The 17,933-nt window shown below is 44.1% G+C and carries 16 protein-coding genes, 1 rRNA gene and 1 pseudogene; 13 read left to right on the forward strand and 5 right to left on the reverse strand.

Annotated features, from left to right (window positions below; all coding sequences use genetic code 11):
* Positions 1-83 (forward strand): 5S ribosomal RNA (gene rrf / locus ACXAGR_RS22660); the annotation flags it as partial.
* A gap of 193 nt (positions 84-276) precedes the next feature.
* Here rrf and ACXAGR_RS22665 read toward each other — a convergent pair.
* Positions 277-879, reverse strand: coding sequence for a hypothetical protein (locus ACXAGR_RS22665; protein ID WP_474852672.1), 603 nt, complete (start codon positions 877-879; stop codon positions 277-279).
* A gap of 319 nt (positions 880-1,198) precedes the next feature.
* On the opposite strand from ACXAGR_RS22665, the gene ACXAGR_RS22670 reads away from it, so the two are divergent.
* The 8 genes from ACXAGR_RS22670 (at position 1,199) to ACXAGR_RS22705 (ending at position 8,766) form a co-directional block, all read left to right on the forward strand.
* Entirely contained in the window at positions 1,199-2,743 is a 1,545-nt protein-coding gene (locus ACXAGR_RS22670; protein WP_474852673.1) for a methyl-accepting chemotaxis protein, read from the forward strand.
* Positions 2,744-2,853: 110 nt separating this feature from the next.
* The gene (locus ACXAGR_RS22675; RefSeq protein ID WP_474852675.1) at positions 2,854-3,297 is read left to right on the forward strand and encodes an HvfA family oxazolone/thioamide-modified RiPP metallophore; all 444 of its coding nucleotides are present in this window, start codon (positions 2,854-2,856) and stop codon (positions 3,295-3,297) included.
* 69 nt (positions 3,298-3,366) lie between these two features.
* On the forward strand, positions 3,367-4,224 hold the full coding sequence (locus tag ACXAGR_RS22680) for an HvfB family MNIO-type RiPP peptide maturase (RefSeq protein WP_474852677.1): 858 nt from the start codon (positions 3,367-3,369) through the stop codon (positions 4,222-4,224).
* Entirely contained in the window at positions 4,221-4,961 is a 741-nt protein-coding gene (locus tag ACXAGR_RS22685) for an HvfC family RiPP maturation protein (RefSeq protein WP_474852679.1), read from the forward strand. The genes ACXAGR_RS22680 and ACXAGR_RS22685 overlap by 4 nt, the downstream gene beginning before the upstream one ends.
* A 116-nt stretch (positions 4,962-5,077) precedes the next feature.
* A complete protein-coding gene (locus ACXAGR_RS22690; RefSeq protein WP_269748644.1) occupies positions 5,078-5,200 on the forward strand; it encodes a hypothetical protein in 123 nt (40 codons plus the stop codon).
* Between the two features lie 15 nt (positions 5,201-5,215).
* Complete coding sequence (gene apt / locus ACXAGR_RS22695) at positions 5,216-5,752, forward strand: adenine phosphoribosyltransferase (protein WP_119501897.1); 537 nt, start codon at positions 5,216-5,218, stop codon at positions 5,750-5,752.
* 15 nt (positions 5,753-5,767) lie between these two features.
* Positions 5,768-8,404 (forward strand): DNA polymerase III subunit gamma/tau, encoded by a 2,637-nt coding sequence (gene dnaX / locus ACXAGR_RS22700; RefSeq protein WP_474852681.1) that lies wholly within the window; start codon positions 5,768-5,770, stop codon positions 8,402-8,404.
* Positions 8,405-8,439: 35 nt separating this feature from the next.
* Positions 8,440-8,766, forward strand: a complete 327-nt coding sequence (locus tag ACXAGR_RS22705; protein ID WP_119501895.1) for a YbaB/EbfC family nucleoid-associated protein — start codon at positions 8,440-8,442, stop codon at positions 8,764-8,766.
* 123 nt (positions 8,767-8,889) lie between these two features.
* On the opposite strand, the gene ACXAGR_RS22710 is transcribed toward ACXAGR_RS22705, so the two are convergent.
* Both ACXAGR_RS22710 and ACXAGR_RS22715 read right to left on the reverse strand, forming a co-directional pair.
* Positions 8,890-10,254: a tyrosine-type recombinase/integrase gene (locus ACXAGR_RS22710; protein ID WP_474852683.1), complete on the reverse strand. Its 1,365-nt coding sequence runs from the start codon at positions 10,252-10,254 to the stop codon at positions 8,890-8,892.
* A 349-nt stretch (positions 10,255-10,603) separates the two neighbouring features.
* The gene (locus tag ACXAGR_RS22715; protein ID WP_474852685.1) at positions 10,604-10,945 is read right to left on the reverse strand and encodes a hypothetical protein; all 342 of its coding nucleotides are present in this window, start codon (positions 10,943-10,945) and stop codon (positions 10,604-10,606) included.
* 252 nt (positions 10,946-11,197) lie between these two features.
* Between ACXAGR_RS22715 and ACXAGR_RS22720 the strand changes: the two genes are divergently transcribed.
* From ACXAGR_RS22720 to ACXAGR_RS22730, 3 genes and pseudogenes are all read left to right on the forward strand, one after another.
* Complete coding sequence (locus ACXAGR_RS22720) at positions 11,198-11,599, forward strand: hypothetical protein (protein ID WP_474852687.1); 402 nt, start codon at positions 11,198-11,200, stop codon at positions 11,597-11,599.
* Positions 11,600-11,972: 373 nt separating this feature from the next.
* Positions 11,973-13,559, forward strand: a pseudogene (gene rpsA / locus ACXAGR_RS22725) (30S ribosomal protein S1); the annotation flags it as partial.
* A gap of 238 nt (positions 13,560-13,797) precedes the next feature.
* Complete coding sequence (locus tag ACXAGR_RS22730; protein ID WP_474852689.1) at positions 13,798-14,646, forward strand: esterase/lipase family protein; 849 nt, start codon at positions 13,798-13,800, stop codon at positions 14,644-14,646.
* A 410-nt stretch (positions 14,647-15,056) separates the two neighbouring features.
* Here ACXAGR_RS22730 and ACXAGR_RS22735 read toward each other — a convergent pair whose 3' ends face one another.
* Both ACXAGR_RS22735 and ACXAGR_RS22740 read right to left on the reverse strand, forming a co-directional pair.
* Complete coding sequence (locus ACXAGR_RS22735; protein ID WP_474852691.1) at positions 15,057-15,350, reverse strand: hypothetical protein; 294 nt, start codon at positions 15,348-15,350, stop codon at positions 15,057-15,059.
* A gap of 1,289 nt (positions 15,351-16,639) precedes the next feature.
* Positions 16,640-17,614 carry a hypothetical protein gene (locus tag ACXAGR_RS22740; protein WP_474852693.1) on the reverse strand — a complete coding sequence of 325 codons (975 nt, stop codon included), beginning with the start codon at positions 17,612-17,614 and terminating at the stop codon, positions 16,640-16,642.
* A 117-nt stretch (positions 17,615-17,731) separates the two neighbouring features.
* Between ACXAGR_RS22740 and ACXAGR_RS22745 the strand changes: the two genes are divergently transcribed.
* Positions 17,732-17,878 (forward strand): hypothetical protein, encoded by a 147-nt coding sequence (locus ACXAGR_RS22745; RefSeq protein ID WP_474852695.1) that lies wholly within the window; start codon positions 17,732-17,734, stop codon positions 17,876-17,878.
* Positions 17,879-17,933: the final 55 nt, after the last annotated feature.

The following is a 17,933-nucleotide window of genomic DNA, read 5'->3' on the forward strand; positions in this document are numbered from 1 at the left end:
TCCATTCCGAACTCAGAAGTGAAACGCGTTAGCGGCGATGGTAGTGTGGGGTCTCCCCATGTGAGAGTAGCACACCGTCAGGCTCCCAATTACGAAGAAGCCCGCTCATCTGAGCGGGCTTTTTTCGTTTCTGTTCTCTGTTCAAAATCTTCCTGTGCCTCTATTCATTATAGTGCTCGATTCAAACATAGAATATGCTCTCATAGTTGCCTTCATTCACTGTAAAGCGGGCAGTAAAAAGCCCGCAGATGCGGGCTTGTATCATTGAATGTAAGATTATTGAAAGATGAGTACACTTTCATCCGGTACGATATCGAAATCATATTTTCCGTAATCAGCAAAACCCGGACAATTATTTACAGTACCCTCAAGTACAATCGTACCTGATTGCAGGTTCTCATATACACCGGTTGCTCCCACCAGGTTCACGTATTCTTTAATGATCATCGGCTCACCACCTGAGCAGAATAAATCCCCCTGAAGCGGGATAAACACATCGTATGCAGAATGAAGTGAGAATGTTCTGTCATCGTCAATCATGACATGAGAAATTACAGGTCCGGCAGTAAAGAAGTTTGTCAGATCGATAGTGCCTTTCAGTACACCTTTAACTTTTTCCCGTTTCTTAATGGACTTGCGTTCTTCTTTTGAAAAGGATTTCCAGTCAGTGCTTTTCAGAACTATCTCAAATTGTCCAAGTTGTTCAAGTTTTACCAGGTCTGTAGAAACATCAAAAGTCTCAACAATACCTTTGGTAATTGTGTAAGTTCCTTTTACTACACGGCTGTCAGAGCTGTCTTTATCATGTTTAGCCAGTACAGGTGTCGAAAGGCATAAGGCAGAAAACACAGAAGCAGCAACAAGAGATTTCATTTTCATAAATTTCCTTATCAGTATTCCATAGTTGTGGCGTCTATTTGCGCCGGAGATAAGAGGTAAATGACCTTCAGGTGTGACTAAGTAAACACTATCTAATCGGGTCGGCCCGGTTCAGCATAAATTTTTATACACCAGTATAGTTTTCATTTAAATCTCTTATATTCAGCTAATGTAATTAAATCCCGCTGGCGGAATACAGATCTCTGATTAGTCCCATTTCTTGAATTCTAATCGACTGTTGTCTTATCTATTTTGATGTTAATAAATTGTTTTAATGGGCTATAGTTTAACCATAACAACAATGAGGACGTAAGCAGGCGTGAAAAATTCAATTATCTCCGGGTTACTGGCACTGGTAACCGTTTCGGTGTGTGGTCTATTTGATATAGCCTTCTGGTGGGTCGCTGTTGCCGTGTTCTTTGTAGCACTTATACCTGCTCTGTTATTTCCTCAGCAGAACAACGTTGTTGCCGGCACTGACGGGCAAGATGATGTTGACTCGAAATTAGGTGAGTCAATCAGCCAGTCTGCCAGCCGGATTGCTATAGGTGGAGCAACGGTTTCCCACTTTCTGGATAAGCTTGCGGAAGTATTTAAAGAGCAAGCCGATAGTGTTCAGGAAATCGCCGGCAGTATTAAGCACCTTGAAGAAGGTAATCTTCAACTTGTGGGATTCTCCACAGATGCTCAACAAAAAATTCAGGCAGCAGATGATAAATCAAAGGATTGTAAGCAAGCTCTCAGTCAGTTGGTTGAACAACAAAGTCAGCTTCGTAGTGAAATTGAAGCCTCAGCGGATATGCTCGCCACTTTAAAGAGTAAGGCCGATTCCATCAGCGGCATCACCACTACCATTAATCAACTGGCTGACCAGACTAATATGCTCGCTTTAAATGCTGCTATTGAAGCTGCAAGGGCCGGAGAGCAGGGGCGGGGATTTGCCGTTGTTGCCGATGAAGTGCGAGATCTCGCTCAAAAGACAACAAATGCTACCCAGGGCATTGACGATGTGCTTAATGAAATCAATCGCTACAGTCAAACTTCTGTAGATGCCATTGAAAAAGTTTCAGCAGCCAACGGAGCCATGTCTGACGTTGTGAACCGTATGTCGTCCCTGATTGAAGAAACCAGCATTATTTCTACAGAAGCGGCAAACTCAATGGGCCAGGTCGCCAGTACAGTAGAAGTGCACGGCAATACCAACAGAGGAATAAGTGTAAATGCTGAAAGGTTACATCAGAATACGAAGCATCTTGAAGGCGATCTGACGGATGTTTCAGAGAAAGTACTGGCACTTAGTTACCACACCGAGGGTATTTTCCGGCAATTACAGGCATTGCGGGTGAATGACCGTAACGGAAAAGTCCAACGGATCGCCACCAGGACCGGCCAAAAGATTGGTCAAATGTTCGAAGAGGCTATTACCAGTGGAAAAATCTCTGAATCAGATTTGTTCAACTTTCACTATGAACCGGTGAAGGGGACCAATCCGCAAAAATTCACCACACGGTTTGATTCATTTACTGATGTTTTGCTTCCTCCGGTACAGGAACCTGTCCTTGAGGAAAATAACTTTATTATTTATGCCGGGGCGGTGGACATTAACGGATACTTCCCGACCCACAATAAAAAATTCAGCAAACCTATGACCGGAGATTACGACACTGACCTGGCGAACAGCCGGACGAAACGCATTTTCGATGATCCTACCGGTTCACGTTGCGGAAAGAATACAGAGAGTTTTCTGCTGCAAACCTACAAGCGTGATACCGGAGAAGTGATGCACGATTTGTCTGCACCGATTTACGTTAACGGCAAACACTGGGGCGGTTTTCGGATAGGCTATAAAGCAGAAGATGTATGAAGCATAATGAAAAAATGCATTAAAAAGAAATTTTTCATCTCATCGTCAGGTCTTTATGCACTGAGGTCGTTTGAACGTAAATTAAAAAATTATCGTGCTGGAGTGAATTTATGAAAGAAGCTAAACGTAATCTGGTTGCAGGTACTATCGGTGCTGCAGTGTTAAGTGCCGGCGCATTTACATCGTCTGCAATGGCAAATCCGTTCGGTATGGATGCACTGGAATCCGGATATAAGCAAATCGCGGCAGAAGGAAAATGCGGTGAAGGTAAATGTGGTGCCGATAAAATGAAAGATAAAGCCAAAGCGGCAGCAGAAGGTAAATGCGGTGAGGGCAAGTGTGGCGCCGACAAGATGAAAGACAAGGCGAAAGCAGCAGAGGGCAAATGCGGTGAAGGTAAATGTGGTGCCGATAAAATGAAGGACAAAGCTAAAGCTGCGACTGAAGGTAAGTGTGGTGAAGGAAAGTGCGGCGCTGACAAAATGAAGGACAAGGTTAAAGAGAAAGCGGCTGAAGAAGGTAAATGTGGTGAGGGCAAATGCGGGAGTATGTAAACCGGCATGTGCTTAACTCGTTTTTGAAGTAATACCTTTGTTCTAAGTCACTAGTAATTTGGAGTTCTGATGTCTGTATCCGGTGCCGGGTTGGGTCTGCGGCGTGAAATGTTGCCTGACTTACTGCCACAGCTTCCTGACAGTGTCGATTTCTGGGAAGTTGCGCCGGAGAACTGGATCCCAATGGGCGGAAAGTTCAAAAAGCAATTGCAGGCCTGTACATCGCAGGCCGCCTTTTCGACTCACGGACTGTCATTGTCTGTAGGCAGTACGGATCCTCTTGATATCCCGTTTATTAAACAAATCAAATCGTTCCTGCAGGAACATAGCATCAGCTTGTACAGCGAACATCTGAGTTTTTGTTCCGGTAACGGACACCTTTATGATTTGCTGCCAATACCTTTTTGTGAGCAGGCTGCAAAACATGTTGTGGAAAGAATCAAAATTGTACAGGACATTTTAGAGCGTCCGCTGGTGCTGGAAAATGTCTCTTATTACCTCGCACCAGAGCAGGACATGACTGAGCTGGAATTCCTGCTTTATACACTGGAAGAGTCTGACTGTCAGATGCTGCTTGATGTAAACAACCTCTACGTAAACAGTATCAATCATCAGTATGATGCCGTTGATTTCCTCAATGCACTGCCATCAAAGCGCATTGTTTATGGTCATATCGCCGGTCATTATGACGAGAGTGACAACCTTAAAGTCGATACCCATGGCAGTAGCGTCATTGAACCTGTGTGGGCATTGCTGGAAAAAGCCTACCGCAAGCACGGTGTGTTCCCTACCTTGCTTGAACGGGATTTCAATATCCCTCCGTTAGGTGAATTACTTGAAGAGGTTGGCCGGATTAAATCTATTCAGCAACGGGTATGCAATGAGCAGGAAATTAAGGATAACCAGCTAGCCGGATGTGCGGGATGACAGGTTTCCGCGCAAGGCAGGCTGAACTTGCACAAGCCATGCGGGATCCTCAATCCGGCTTTGCTACCCTTGAAGAGGACGGCGAAGAAAGGCTGTCTGTCTATCGCTCACTATTTTTTAATAATATAAAGAATTTTATCGCCGGCGGGTTTCCTGTGGTCAAAGAAGTCTTGGGCGAAGAGCAGTGGCTTACTCTCGTGCGGGAATTCATGCTTGAGCATGTTTGTGAGACCCCTTACTTTGTTGAAATCAGCCGCGAGTTTGTCCGTTTTCTGAGTCACTTAGATTGTACAGCCCGTGGTTATCCGGCTTTTTTATACGAGCTCGCGCATTATGAATGGCTGGAGATTGATGTCAGCGTACGCGACGAAGACCTGCCTCATAAATCCCGCTCAGGCGATTTACCAGAGCGTTATACATTGTCCGGCCTGGCAACACTTGCCAGTTACCCTTATCCGGTACATCAAATCAGCAGTGAATTTCAGCCAGAAAAAGTATCAGAGCAACGACATAACTACGTGGTGTATCGTGACAAAAGTGATGACGTTCAGTTCATGGTTACCGAGCCTCTGACCGCTTTATTGCTGACGATTATCAGCGAAGAGGCTTTGCCCGTTCCCGGTATCGTCAGTCAGCTTAAAGCTGTCATTCCCCCCACTCAGGTTGAAGCGGTTGAACATTATTTGCCGCAAACACTCTCCGCACTTACAGAAATGGGGATTGTGGTTAAAGCCTGACCGCTTGCCTCACCTTATTAACAATATTCGCTATAATGGAGAATAGCACTGTCATTCAGACTGTGTTTCGATTAACATTTACGACCATTTTGACTTAGAACTTTCAGGTATTGATTATGGCTGATAACGGCGAGTTTAAAGAAGTGTTTAACTGGTGGTACTTTCTGGCAATCGTTGCCACGTTAGTAGCTTTTCCTCTGTTGCATATCATAGCTGGCTGGTTCACTTTCTGGCTGTAATCAAAAGGCAAAGAAGTGACTGCTGAATATATAAAATCCGTAATAAAAACCGTACCCGACTACCCTAAACCCGGCATCATGTTCCGTGATGTCACCAGCGTGCTGGAAGATCATAAGGCATTTACTGCGTGTATCACGTTGTTGCTTGAGAAATTTCAGGGCATGCAGTTTGATAAAGTAGCCGGCACTGAAGCCCGTGGTTTCTTGTTTGGTGCACCGCTGGCCCTTGAAATGGGCGTGGGTTTCGTACCGGTGAGAAAACCCAATAAATTACCCAGAGAAGTGGTAAGTGAATCCTACGAACTTGAGTATGGTATGGATACACTTGAGATCCACAAAGATGCCATCAAAGAAGGTGAGCGGGTGCTGTTAATTGACGATCTGCTGGCTACCGGCGGTACCATCGGCGCATCAGCAAAATTGATCCGTTCATTAGGTGGTATTGTTGAACATGCCGGTTTTGTTATCGGCCTGCCGGACCTTGGTGGCTATGAGAAATTAGCGGCGCTTAACATTGAATGCTATTCAATTTGTGATTTTGATGGTGAATAAGGAACAAGCGGTTTTATGAGTTATCAGGTTCTGGCAAGGAAGTGGCGACCACGAAAGTTTAGTGAACTCGTTGGTCAGGAACATGTTGTTACCGCCATCGCCAATGCATTAGATAACGACCGCTTACATCACGCTTATTTATTTACAGGTACCCGCGGGGTCGGTAAAACCACAATCGCACGTATCTTTTCAAAGAGTTTGAACTGTGAAGAAGGTCAGGGCGCTAACCCTTGTGGTGTTTGTGATACCTGTCGTGAAATCGAGCAGGGTAATTACGTTGATCTGCTCGAAATCGATGCGGCGTCACGTACAAAAGTGGAAGATACCCGCGAACTGCTGGATAACGTACAGTACAAGCCCACCCGAGGCCGCTACAAAGTGTACCTCATCGATGAAGTGCACATGCTGTCTAAGCACAGTTTTAATGCGCTGTTAAAAACCCTTGAAGAGCCGCCACCTCATGTGAAGTTTCTGCTGGCAACCACTGATCCGCAAAAGCTGCCCATTACAATTCTGTCACGCTGCCTGCAATTTAATTTAAAAGCGCTGTCCCGTGAGCAAATTTCAGGGCAACTGACCCACATATTGCAACAGGAATCCATTCCTTTTGAGGCACCGGCACTGGCTTTACTGGCCCGTGCAGCCCAGGGCAGTATGCGGGATGCGCTCAGTCTCACTGATCAGGCTATTGCACAGGGCGACAATCAGGTAGCGGCTGCCATCGTCACCGACATGCTCGGTTTGATGGACAGACATCAAATTCTGAAGCTGCTTTTCGCACTGGTGAAAAAGGATGCCCCGGGTCTGCTTGATATTGTGGCATCAATGGCTGAGCAAGCGCCGGATTTCGGTCAGGTACTGGCTGAACTGTCCAGTTTGTTACACCAGATAGCTTTAACCCAGTGGGTGCCTGAAACCTGTAAACTGGAAACGACCTCTGCCAAAGCCATATATCAATTGGCAAAAGCGTTACCGGCAGAGCAGGTGCAGCTGTTTTATCAGATTGCCTTGCAGGGCAGAAAAGATTTGCCCCATGCTGCAGATGGTCGCTCAGCGCTGGAAATGACACTGTTACGAATGATGTCTTTTGCACCGGTTCCGTCCGGTGACGACAACCTTGAGCTGATCGTGGATGCGCAGGGCAGTACAGAAACGCCGGTGTCACAAGCGTCTGCACAACCTGTCCCTTCTGTAGCCTCAGCGCCGGAAACACAAGCTGCACCGGTTCATCAGCCGGCGCAAGAAAAAGAAACGCCGGAACCCGAAGCTGCTCATGCCCCTCAACCGGCTGAGCACGGAATTGTTACTGAAGGAATTGTTACCGGAACAACTTCCGGGCCGGCAGATACAGATACTTCAGAAGATGTACATGCGCTGAATGCTGAACAGGCTGAAATTGAAAAAGCAGCGGCGGAATATCGCCAGCCTGCTATTTCTGAGCGTGCGCCCGTTGAACCGCCTTCTGCTGAGCCTGAGTCTGTACGAGATGAACCTGCACAGCCGGAACATTCGCAACAGCTTGAGTCCGGACAACAGGCTGAGCCTTCAGCACAGAATGGTCCGCCCCAGTGGGATGATATTCCTCCTGCGGATTATGATGATATGCCGCCTCCGGCTTACGAAGATGAGCATTATGAAGTACCGGCAGAACACGCCGCGCCCGGGCATCAGTCAAATAATGTGACTCAGGCCGGTAGTACTGATTCATTGACGTCTATCGAAGAAATGTTAGCCCTGCGCCAGCAATTAAAAACTGGACGTAAGGAGGCTGCAGAAGCACCCGCAAAAAAGTCTGAGAACCAGAGTGATACCAGTGAGCGTGTCCGCAAGCTGAGTCAACGGGGTGTAACGTCAGCCCCGCCGGCGGCAGATAACGAACCTGCTGAAACGGCGGCATCTGCACCGTCAGAGGATGATGCCTCGTCGCCGCCCTGGGAAAACCACTCAGTAACGACTGCACCTGAAACTGACGACTTTGCTGATAATGGTCAGTCTGAAGTTGATGATGCTCCTGCTTCACAACCCTCGTCCGGGCAGGAGGCATTTGCTCAGGAAATTGAAGTGCAGGCTGATGCCGGAATGGCTTTTGTTGATGATGGACATGATCATACCGGCAATGTTACCCCGCAGAAGGATGAAAATCAGGCGCAAGGCTATCAACAAGCTGACATACCTTCTGATAATGCCGTTGCCACTGCACCCGCAAACCGTGTTCAACGTGTCGATAGCGATGCTTTACCCGCTTATTTACCTGATGGCTCAAAATTATTACTCGGCCGTCAGATAGACAGCTGGAGCGAACGGGTTGCAGAACTGGGACTGGCCGGTTTAACCAAACAAATCGTACTAAATGCTGCTTTTTCGATAAAAGATCAGGACGTGACGCTTGAATTAGATGAGAGTCAGAGCCATCTCATAAATGACAATGCTGTTGCACAACTGAATGAGGCGTTATCTAACGCGCTGGCGCATCCGGTCAATGTGAACATTGTTTACGGACAGCCAGCACAAACACCACTGACGTTACAGGCACGTATCGATGAAATGCGTCGTGCTTATGCGCATCAGGTGGTAAGCAACGATGAAAAATTTACGACATTACGGGATCTTTTTGCTGCAACAGTGCTCGAAGATACTGTTCAGCCCCGGTAATGACACACAATCAATAAATAGTGAGAGAGTCGACCATGTTTAAAGGTGGAATGGGAAATATCATGAAGCAGGCGCAACAGATGCAGGAGCGCATGCAAAAAGCACAGGAAGACCTGGCGAAAATTGAAGTGACCGGTGAAGCCGGAGCGGGCATGGTGAAAGTTACCATGACGTGCAATCACAATGTGCGCCGTGTCGACATTGATGAGTCGCTGATGGACGACGACAAAGACATGATAGAAGATCTGGTGGCTGCAGCCTGCAACGACGCTGTGCGTCGTGTACAGGAAACCAGTAAAGAGAAAATGGGCGACGTAACCGGTGGTATGCCATTACCACCCGGCTTCAAAATGCCGTTTTAATTAATGCCCTCGTATTTACTGGCCTGTAGAGGATAAATTTACTGTTTTGTCGATGGGGTCAAATTGGGGGCAACGAGAATAGCAAAAAAAAGCTCTAGTTTTTGACTAGAGCTTTTTCTCTTTTTAGAAGCTTTGTCCAAGCTTCGCAGCAAGTTGGTTGATGTAATCAGGGTTATCCTCGGGTATCCATTTGCCATAAATTTTCCCTATCATATTTGTGTTTCTGTGACCCATTTGACCAGCTAACCATGTTTTGTCGCATCCCGCCGTAAGTAATCTACTAGCGTATGTGTGTCTCAGTTGGTAAGGCTGTCTGTAAGGTACTTTTGCCTGTCTCAACCATTTTTCCCACTGTTTTGGAGAAGTGGTGAGTTCTGGTCTCCGGTAGGGTTGATTACCTCTCGACAAGAATACTCTCCTTCTACTTACGAATTCATACTTACCGTGTTTGTAGTTAATCTTCTCATCTTTGGCAGGAACAGACGCTGTTATTTCAAACATCTCCTCAAGGACTTCTCGTGCAGCGGGTAGCAATTCCACAACTCGATAATTGTCGGTTTTGGTACCCTTTAGATTTGCTTTTCGTGTAATGTTGAATCTCACAAATATCCTATTGTTCTCAAAGTCAACGTCTTCCCAAGCCAGAGCTTTTAACTCACCATGTCGAATGCCAGTCCAAGCTAGCAGTTTAACCATCAACTTTGTTTCATGGATATGTATTACGTCCAAGAGAGATTGTAATTCCTGAAGAGTAAAAGGTCGTAAATATCGATCTTCATAGACTAAGCTAAAGTTGTCCTTTACTAGTTTAGGAACGTCTTTCATCGGATTAGTTTTGATATACCCCTCTTCAACAGCGTAATTCAGAACTTTGCTGACTGTCTGACTATATTCATTGACTGTACTAACCGCACAACCAGCGAATTTCTGACTCTTGTTACCTTCAACAGTTTTCTTTCTTACATTTTTGAGGATAGTTTTCGTCAATTCCCGCAAAGGTTTGTTAGCAAGTTTATGGTGGGATAGCCAATTCAACGCTGTATTTAGTTTGTCTCGAACAGAGTCGGAGAGTGTTGAGTTATGCTCATCTATATAGTTATTGAAACAGCGTTCCACAGTAACTGTTGAACCACCATTTGAAGAACTGGTAGGGAAGTGCGTTGACCAGAAGCGTTCCTCATCAAATGCGAAGAGGCCGTTCGCTATATCTCGTTTGATGCTGTCTAGCGTCAGCTTGGCATTTATAAGATTTTTCTCAGTAAGTCCATAGCCCAGCGATTTTCGGATAGCGCGAGCCTTACCTGGAACTTTAAACTGAACCCGCAAGGAGCCATTGTGTTCGGTAATCCCCTTAGCGGAACTTAAGGCCTTCTCTAAGTCATCCTGCAGAGGTGTTTCCGTTGTTGAAGCTGTATTATTCATTACATCAATTTCCTGAAAGTGGGCATATGAATCGAGATTGCGCAGCCTTTTGCTGCTTGTCTCCATGCTTTCCCCTCTGGCATCGGTCTCTCTTTGTGATGGAGTCGCTGCCTGATAGCGCTAGGCGTCTTTGCTAATTCGTCCGCCGCTTCTCCAAGCGTAACCCAACCCGTCCTCTTACTCGTTTGTTTTGTAAGCTCCTCTTCGAGTAGAGCGAGCTTCTCAGTCAGCCACTGGATTTTTTCAGGTATTTGCATAATTGCGTTTAAGTCGAAGTTTCCTGCTGTGTTCAATTTTTTTGCCTCATCGGTAAAGAACTGGAGACAGGTTACTAAATAAAATTTTTTTTCAATGAGTTTAGGTGCTTTTGTGTATCGCGATTGAGAATCATTATCGCTTTGTGGCGATTTTCACCCTAGCCGAAGTCGTCGCTAAAAGAATCGAAACTGTTGTAAGAATCTGAGAACGAATCATCGAAGGAGTCGGAGTCGAATTGATGTTCATCTGTAATAATGTTACCTGAGTCGCTCAAACAGTTTTCTGAGTTAATCGCAGAATATAATCCCGACTGCGCACTATGCGCTGTTTCAGACAAATCAGTTCCAATAGGGTTTCCCGCAACATCAATGCCTGAGTTTTTGAGCAACGGTAGTCCTGTGACAGGGTTGATAGAAAGCGTTTCAGATGCCTCTTCACGATTCGTGTAATCCGTACCAGAATCGCAAAAACCAAATAAAATTTTAGATAGTAAGCTCATAGTTTTTCCTCTTTAAAAATCCTCTTTTCACACTAGAAATTTAATGAAAAAACTGCTAGTTTCAATTACATTGACTGCGATAGCTCAGCAGCAATGTAATTGCCAATCTTCTTTCTGTTTTGATTTTTTAAATTATTAAAATCATACAAATCAGTAGCTTATGTATTTTTTGGCACTTTGCTTTACTCTTGCAAATAGATTTCCCCGTGTCCGCGCTTAGTTAATCCTGAGGTTTACTAACCAGGACTTAGCATGAGCAAAAAGACAAATAAACACGATCTACAAATCACATTCATCCATCAATTTAAGCGAGCTACAAGAACAGACTGGGATGACAAATTTCGGATTGCCTGGTACTTCAATTCAGACACTCTTGATTACATCTATGAGCACAAAGATGAGAAGTTTAGAACTAATGGCTTTGTATTGTCAGACCGACTTGTTGAACAATTGCCCAGTGAGTTTAAGAAAAAGTATTTCTTGGCGTCTGAGCGCTGTTTGCTGTTCTTGCTTTTTGAATTTCAGATAACCCAATTCATCAATTCAAACTTAGTTGATGAATTGGAGTTTGAGCGAGTTTTCGGAGTGAGTAAGCGACGTTACTTTTCTGAAGAAGCGATTGATGAATGGACTGAACAGATCGACCAACTCTGAGGGCTGCTTTGCAGCCCTTTTTTCGAGTTAGCCGATAATCGCTTTTAAGCTGTAGTGACCCATATACGTCCTGACTGTCCGCAACTGGTTGACGGCCGAAAAGAGCGAAAAGCGGTCATCAGAAGGACAACTTAGAATCGTCAGCTAAAGACAAGGAGCGATAATTTATCTTTATAGCATTGTCGCAATTGATTCTACTATACTGGTCTTATAAATAACTCGCGTTTTAGGTGATAGAGGAAAATCAAGCAAAGGATATTAGCCATTAGTTTGTATTTTTTTACGCCATAACATGTCTAATAACTTATGTCAAAAGGTGAAATGCTCAGCTCTTCTATGCTATGTTTAGTTTCTAAACCAACGAGAACCGCCAATGTTTGAAAAGTTTGCAGAGTTATCGGAACAAAGTCTAGAGGAATCAGAATCGCGACCAGGCTCTACTGTCAAAGGTACGGTTGTATCTATTGATATTCATAAAGAGATTATTCTCGTTGATGCTGGTTCAAGGTTGGGAAGAGCTATCCCTGCCGATCAATTTAGAAACGCAGACGGTGAACTAGAAGTTTCCGTTGGTGATACCGTCGATGTTGCGTTAGAAGCTGTTGAAGATGGTTTCGGTAAAACTATCCTGTCTCGTGAGAAAGCTAAGCGCCATGAAGCGTTGGTTGAGCTGGAAAAAGCTTACAAAGATAAAGCCACTATCAAAGGCGTTATCAACGGTAAAGTTAAAGGTGGTTTCACTGTTGAAGTTAACAGTGTACGCGCGTTCCTGCCAAGTTCATTGGTTGACGTTCTTCCAGTCAGAGACACATCGTGCCTTGAAGGCAAAGAGCTTGAATTTAAAATAATCAAATTAGACGCCAAGCGTAACAATGTTGTTGTTTCTCGACGTGCTGTTATCGAAGCAGAAAGCAGTGCAAAGCGTCAATCGCCGCTGGTTAACCTCGAAGAAGGTCACGAAGTTAAAGGTATTATTAAGAGCCTTACTGACTACGGTGCATTTGTAGATCTGGGTGGTGTAGACGGCCTGCTGCACATCACTGATATGGCTTGGAAGCGCGTTAAGCACCCAAGTGAAATCGTGAACGTTGGTGACGAAATCAACGCTATAGTGCTTAAATTCGACAAAGACAAGCAACGTGTATCTCTGGGTATGAAGCAAATGGGTAACGATCCATGGCAAGAAATTGCTCAACGTTACCCAGATGGCACCAAGGTCACTGGCCAGGTAACTAATTTGACTGACTATGGTTGTTTCGTAGAGATCGAAGACGGTGTTGAAGGTCTGGTTCACGTTGCTGAAATGGATTGGACAAACAAGAATATCCACCCGTCAAAGGTTGTTAACCTGGGCGATTCTGTTGAAGTTATGGTTCTTGAAATCGACGAAGAGCGTCGTCGTATTTCTCTGGGTCTTAAACAATGCATCGATAATCCTTGGGAAACCTTCGCTAAGTCACACGAAAAAGGTGACAAAGTATCTGGTAAGATCAAGTCAATCACTGACTTCGGTATCTACATCGAGCTGGATGGCGGCATTGACGGTCTGGTTCACCTGTCTGACAATTCTTGGAACAAGACTGGCGAAGGTGCTGTTCGTGATTACAAAAAAGGCGACGAGATTTCTGTTGCCGTTCTTGAAGTCGACGTTGAAAGAGAACGTATCTCACTCAGTTTGAAACAAGAATATCCTTCTAATACCCATATTAAAATTGGGAAAAAAGGAGAGTCTAAGAGCGGTGTAGGAGACTTTGACGACTCCATATCAATTGAAGACAGAGCTGCTGGACACGAAGAGCTGTCAGAACTATCAAAATATCTTACTGATAATTCGGATATTTCCAGAATTGTATCAAATATTATTTACAAAAAAATTAAGTTAAATAAGGCCGTCTCACTTTCTAACTTAGAAATGTGTATGGAAGCTTTGCAATCAAAGTCTGTAAATTTAGATTTCAAATCGTCAAATAATGATATTTCAAATATCCGAGTTTTTATATTTTTCAAAAATTCAAAAACACTAAACACGTTTGGAAAAAATATTGAAAAAGAGGATGGAAGAATAAGGTTTTTACCAAAAAGTCTTGATTATCTTGATTCAAACAACATGGAATACGATCTTGATGAGGTGAGCATGACCTTAAACAGATATGAATCCGATTTTTATATTTTTGCGGCAATAGTTTAAAGGGAGCGGTATGGCGAGCACTCTGTTGAAAGGAGATCAACTGTTAAACTTCAAATCTGGAAAAAACGCGTCCTTTAAAGATTTCAACCATGGACGAAATGTAATTATCATCCATGGGTTTACTTCATCGGCAGAGTATTTGACCCAGTTATCTTCAGACATATCAGACAATAACTACAACGTTTTTCAATTTAATTACAATTCTTACAGGGGCATCGGGAAGGCCGCATCAAGTCTCTTAGAAATACTGGATGAACTCGACGATATTTCTAAAGGTGCTATTCAACAAATGAGGGTATCTCTTATCTGCCATAGTATGGGAGGACTAGTTGGTAGAGCGCTTGTACAATTATGCAATGGCAAAAAGTATGTTAACGCTTTGGTGACGCTTGGTAGTCCCCATGACGGTACACTAAAAAGTTCTGAACTCGTTGATGTTTTGATTCGTTGGGGCGAATATGTATCCACTGTTATGCCTCACTTCACTCCTGACTGCGACTCTGCAAAAGAATTAACAGGAAAAGATCAACTAAGCATCATTAATGCAATGAATAATGATACTTCCAAACTGCTAGGAATAAAGGTTTTGTCAATATCTGGAGGCAAGCCAAATTTAAAATTCAAAAGTAAGGTATTTGAATATATTGCAAATAATAAAATTCAGAAAATCTTTGCTGGCACAAAAAATGATGGACTTGTGTGTGAGAATTCGAGCGACTGCACGAATAATTTGACTGGCACATCATGCGATGCAGAGCACTTTAACAATTACGTTGACTATGACAACCTAAACCATTCGTTTATTACTAACAATCATAGAATTTCACTTAAAATATGTTCATGGTTAAATAAACTATAAGCTGTACAAGTGTGATTACCAAGGGATACTGACGGTATAAGTTGAATAACGAGAGGCTTACAAACCCTTGGCATCGGTAATGCTGTAAATAATGTTCAACAGTACGCTTGGACTTATTGAGGAGCTTAGTTGCATTGGCTATCGTAATTTTACGCTCAGCCACTTTCGCGAAGACATCAACAGTCAATTGAGCTTGGGAATTAACGACTACGACAGAATCGCGTGGTAATTAAAGTACGACAAGATCGCTTGGTGATCACAGCTGAGAAGAATTTAGCTTAAATCTAATCTGACGCTGGCACCAGAAAAACTAGGTAACTGTCGGATCAGGTCTGAGCTAGTACAGATAGAGTCCTACTTTTTTAACCTAATTAAGTTAGGACTCATCCACTTAAGTATCACATCTGAAGCTACATCAGCTTTCTATAAGTGGGTAAGTGAATCGATATAGCACAACCTTTTCCAGCTTGTCGCCAGGCTTTGCCCTCTGGCATCGGTCGCGTTTTGTGATGGAGACGTTGCCTTACTGCGCTGGGAGTCTTCTTTAACTCAGCGGCGGCTTCATCAAGGGTGACCCAACCAGATTTCCCACTTTTTACTTTCCTTATCTCATCTTCAAGCTGGGCGATCTTCTCAGAGAGCCACTCAATTTTCTCGTTAGCTTCCATTAGTGTTTGCAGATCGATGGTAGGTAGTGCGTTCAAATTTATTGCCTCATTTTTTTACGAATTGGAAGCAGGTTACTAAAAAAAATTTTTATTCTGAAAATTTAGGTGCTTTTGGAAATTCTTGAAGCTCGGACAGTATGTAGCAAGATCAAGCTTCCGTAGTTACTGCCAGGAGAAGTCGTTATTTCAGGCAGCGTCTACCGTAAGGGTGAGGTAACATGTCGTTAGATGTATAAGGAGAAGCAACATTAAAATCTGAAGTGTTCAGTTCTACTTCTGTGCGCTTAAAGCTGTCTGAGGTGGAAGCGTAGCAAGTAGATCTTGCCCCATTGTGACGATACAAAAATAGCTCCCCACGGGGAGCTAATATCATTCACTTCTCAATTTTCTTGCTGCAATAAATGAAGTTATAGCGAAGACTAAAGCTATCGCTATCATGCCAAACGCCACCAGTTAGAGCCGATCGAAACATTGATGCCCGTTAATGAAATCTGTATGACCCGAGAACAGAAATGCAAGATTCCAAAGCGTATTAAGCAGTGCTACAGCTACGACTGTATTACTCATCGAAATCCAGCGGTTGCTCATTTTGATGCAGAAGTTGAAAAGTCTTTCGTAATTGATGTTCACATTTATCTCCCATTGTTAGTCCTGCCTGTAAGTAGGTCTAACGTCAGAGAAAAATGTCGATCTGGATGGTTTTCTAAAAAACGAGCAGGCGAAAGCGTGCCTCGACGGATGTCGATGCACTTTCATTAGTATTAGGCTGGCAATTTTAAGTAAAAAGGACGGTACGCCTTGTTGGATGAAGCTAAAACTTCATCTGTGTGCCGAGGTTTACAGACGCTCTGCGAAGTCTAGCCCGCTAATCTTGGGAAAGGGCCAGCACCCAAATTAATCTTTTCTAAGTCATATCATTGTTCCCGTTCGTAAAAGAAGCTAGGCGTACCGTCAAAAGTGCTGATTGTTCATGTGTCGCGATCACGTGAACTCTCAACACGAAAAATTTTACTCCATCTAAAATTTCCAAAGTCACTTAAACTTGAATTTGGCTAAAAAATTTCCTTCATCGGTGACTATGTAGTGGTAGTGGAGTCAGCCAATCCTTTTCTCATTCTGCTTGGGGGTTCATGAAACTAGGCGGGCACGCTATTGAAAGTGCGGTAAACCTCGACTGTGCTTTCCTTCCTGACTCGACACATGTAGAGGTACATGTGTTAAAGATGCTTTGTCTATCAACACGATATTCAATGTATCTTGAAGCTAAGTTAAGTGGGCATAGCAAGAAGGGAGCCTGTTGGCTCCCTGAGGTCACTTGTTCCGTTTTAATTTAACAGTCCCAATACTTTTCCTGCTTCACGAAATCCATCCAACCTTATTTCAACGACCCTGTCCTGAGTGTTTTTAGCAAGCTTTTCCAGTTCTGCTAGTTGCTTGAGGAATTCGTCCTTTTGAATCACTTCTGACTTGTCGTCTCCGAGTTGCCGTTTGCTGTTAAACATTAACTCATAGATGAGGTCACACTCAGAAGCCTTGAACTTTATGCTGGTCGACAGCAGTCTTTGCTGTGCTTCACTGAAGTATGATTGATTGCTGGCGAATATTCTGGAATGCGCTTTTTCAATTTGGGTCAGAAATCGTTGGCGATGACTGTACATGAAGACAAATTCATATAGCCCATCATTACTTTCCAGCTCTTGCAAATACTTCTGTAGAATTCTCTTTCGTAAGTCAGCGTTGGATTTATTCTTCGCGTTAGAAGTTTCCATTTCAATAGCAATTTTGCATCCTGTGACGGCGTCAATGACGACAGCGTCTACTAGTCGTGGGTCATTAGCTCTGTGCTCTAACATTACTGCCAGGTCTGCTTCTGACGCAAATCCTGAGATTTTTTGATGCTTCGCCAGATTAAGAACAACCAATTGTACTGAAAGGTCATGGATCAGGTTCCGTTCGTTGACTCTGCTCGCATCGGAGCGCATATGCAGTTCACGGTTTAGCAATAATTCTGCTTCTCTGATGCCGTGGGACGTCAGCAGAATATAGCTGTTGTCCGTGTTAGCAAAAGAAGGATGAACTACAATGAGTTGCTTCTTTTTCATGCGATTGATGAGCTTGTTTACCGCCTCGCGGCGTAAGCCTAGGTGTTGTTGAATAACGCTTTTGCTGGATACCCGAAATGTTCCCAGTATTGCTAACACTGCATTCTCTCTCAGCATACCCAGGGGCGCAGGATCAGAAGCTGCTGTGCTTTTTATATGGCGTATCGATGATTCGATCGCTCTTTCTATGTAGTTCATTTTTTTCTCCTTGATTTAGTTACAACAGTACATAGAAACCAACAATGAGAAATCAGCGGGGCAGGGCAGTATGCTCTGCATTCTGCCCGAGCTTCGCTCTGCTAGGCATACTGCGTAATGCCCATATTTTTTGTGGCAAAAAATACAAACAACTTCGTTGTAGCAACACTTCTGCAAGCCAGAGTGGGCGCGACTCGTCGCTACTCTGGCACTTGTCGCTTTGCGACGGCGACAGAAGAGTTGCTCGGAGTCAGCTACCGCTGATTTACCACAATTTTCCCCTTCCTCTGCTCGGGGAAAGCGTTGCCAGGGATACCCC

This window comes from Alteromonas sp. ABH4_457 (assembly GCF_056160625.1).

Excerpts from the sequence above, each read along its gene's own strand:
- ACXAGR_RS22665 (WP_474852672.1), bottom strand. The coding sequence starts at position 879 with ATGAAAATGAAATCTCTTGTTGCTGCTTCTGTGTTTTCTGCCTTATGC.
- ACXAGR_RS22675 (WP_474852675.1), top strand. The coding sequence starts at position 2,854 with ATGAAAGAAGCTAAACGTAATCTGGTTGCAGGTACTATCGGTGCTGCA.
- ACXAGR_RS22680 (WP_474852677.1), top strand. The coding sequence starts at position 3,367 with ATGTCTGTATCCGGTGCCGGGTTGGGTCTGCGGCGTGAAATGTTGCCT.
- ACXAGR_RS22685 (WP_474852679.1), top strand. The coding sequence starts at position 4,221 with ATGACAGGTTTCCGCGCAAGGCAGGCTGAACTTGCACAAGCCATGCGG.
- ACXAGR_RS22690 (WP_269748644.1), top strand. The coding sequence starts at position 5,078 with ATGGCTGATAACGGCGAGTTTAAAGAAGTGTTTAACTGGTGGTACTTT.
- dnaX (WP_474852681.1), top strand. The coding sequence starts at position 5,768 with ATGAGTTATCAGGTTCTGGCAAGGAAGTGGCGACCACGAAAGTTTAGT.
- ACXAGR_RS22705 (WP_119501895.1), top strand. The coding sequence starts at position 8,440 with ATGTTTAAAGGTGGAATGGGAAATATCATGAAGCAGGCGCAACAGATG.
- ACXAGR_RS22710 (WP_474852683.1), bottom strand. The coding sequence starts at position 10,254 with ATGGAGACAAGCAGCAAAAGGCTGCGCAATCTCGATTCATATGCCCAC.
- ACXAGR_RS22715 (WP_474852685.1), bottom strand. The coding sequence starts at position 10,945 with ATGAGCTTACTATCTAAAATTTTATTTGGTTTTTGCGATTCTGGTACG.
- ACXAGR_RS22720 (WP_474852687.1), top strand. The coding sequence starts at position 11,198 with ATGAGCAAAAAGACAAATAAACACGATCTACAAATCACATTCATCCAT.
- ACXAGR_RS22730 (WP_474852689.1), top strand. The coding sequence starts at position 13,798 with ATGGCGAGCACTCTGTTGAAAGGAGATCAACTGTTAAACTTCAAATCT.
- ACXAGR_RS22740 (WP_474852693.1), bottom strand. The coding sequence starts at position 17,614 with ATGAACTACATAGAAAGAGCGATCGAATCATCGATACGCCATATAAAA.
- ACXAGR_RS22745 (WP_474852695.1), top strand. The coding sequence starts at position 17,732 with ATGCCCATATTTTTTGTGGCAAAAAATACAAACAACTTCGTTGTAGCA.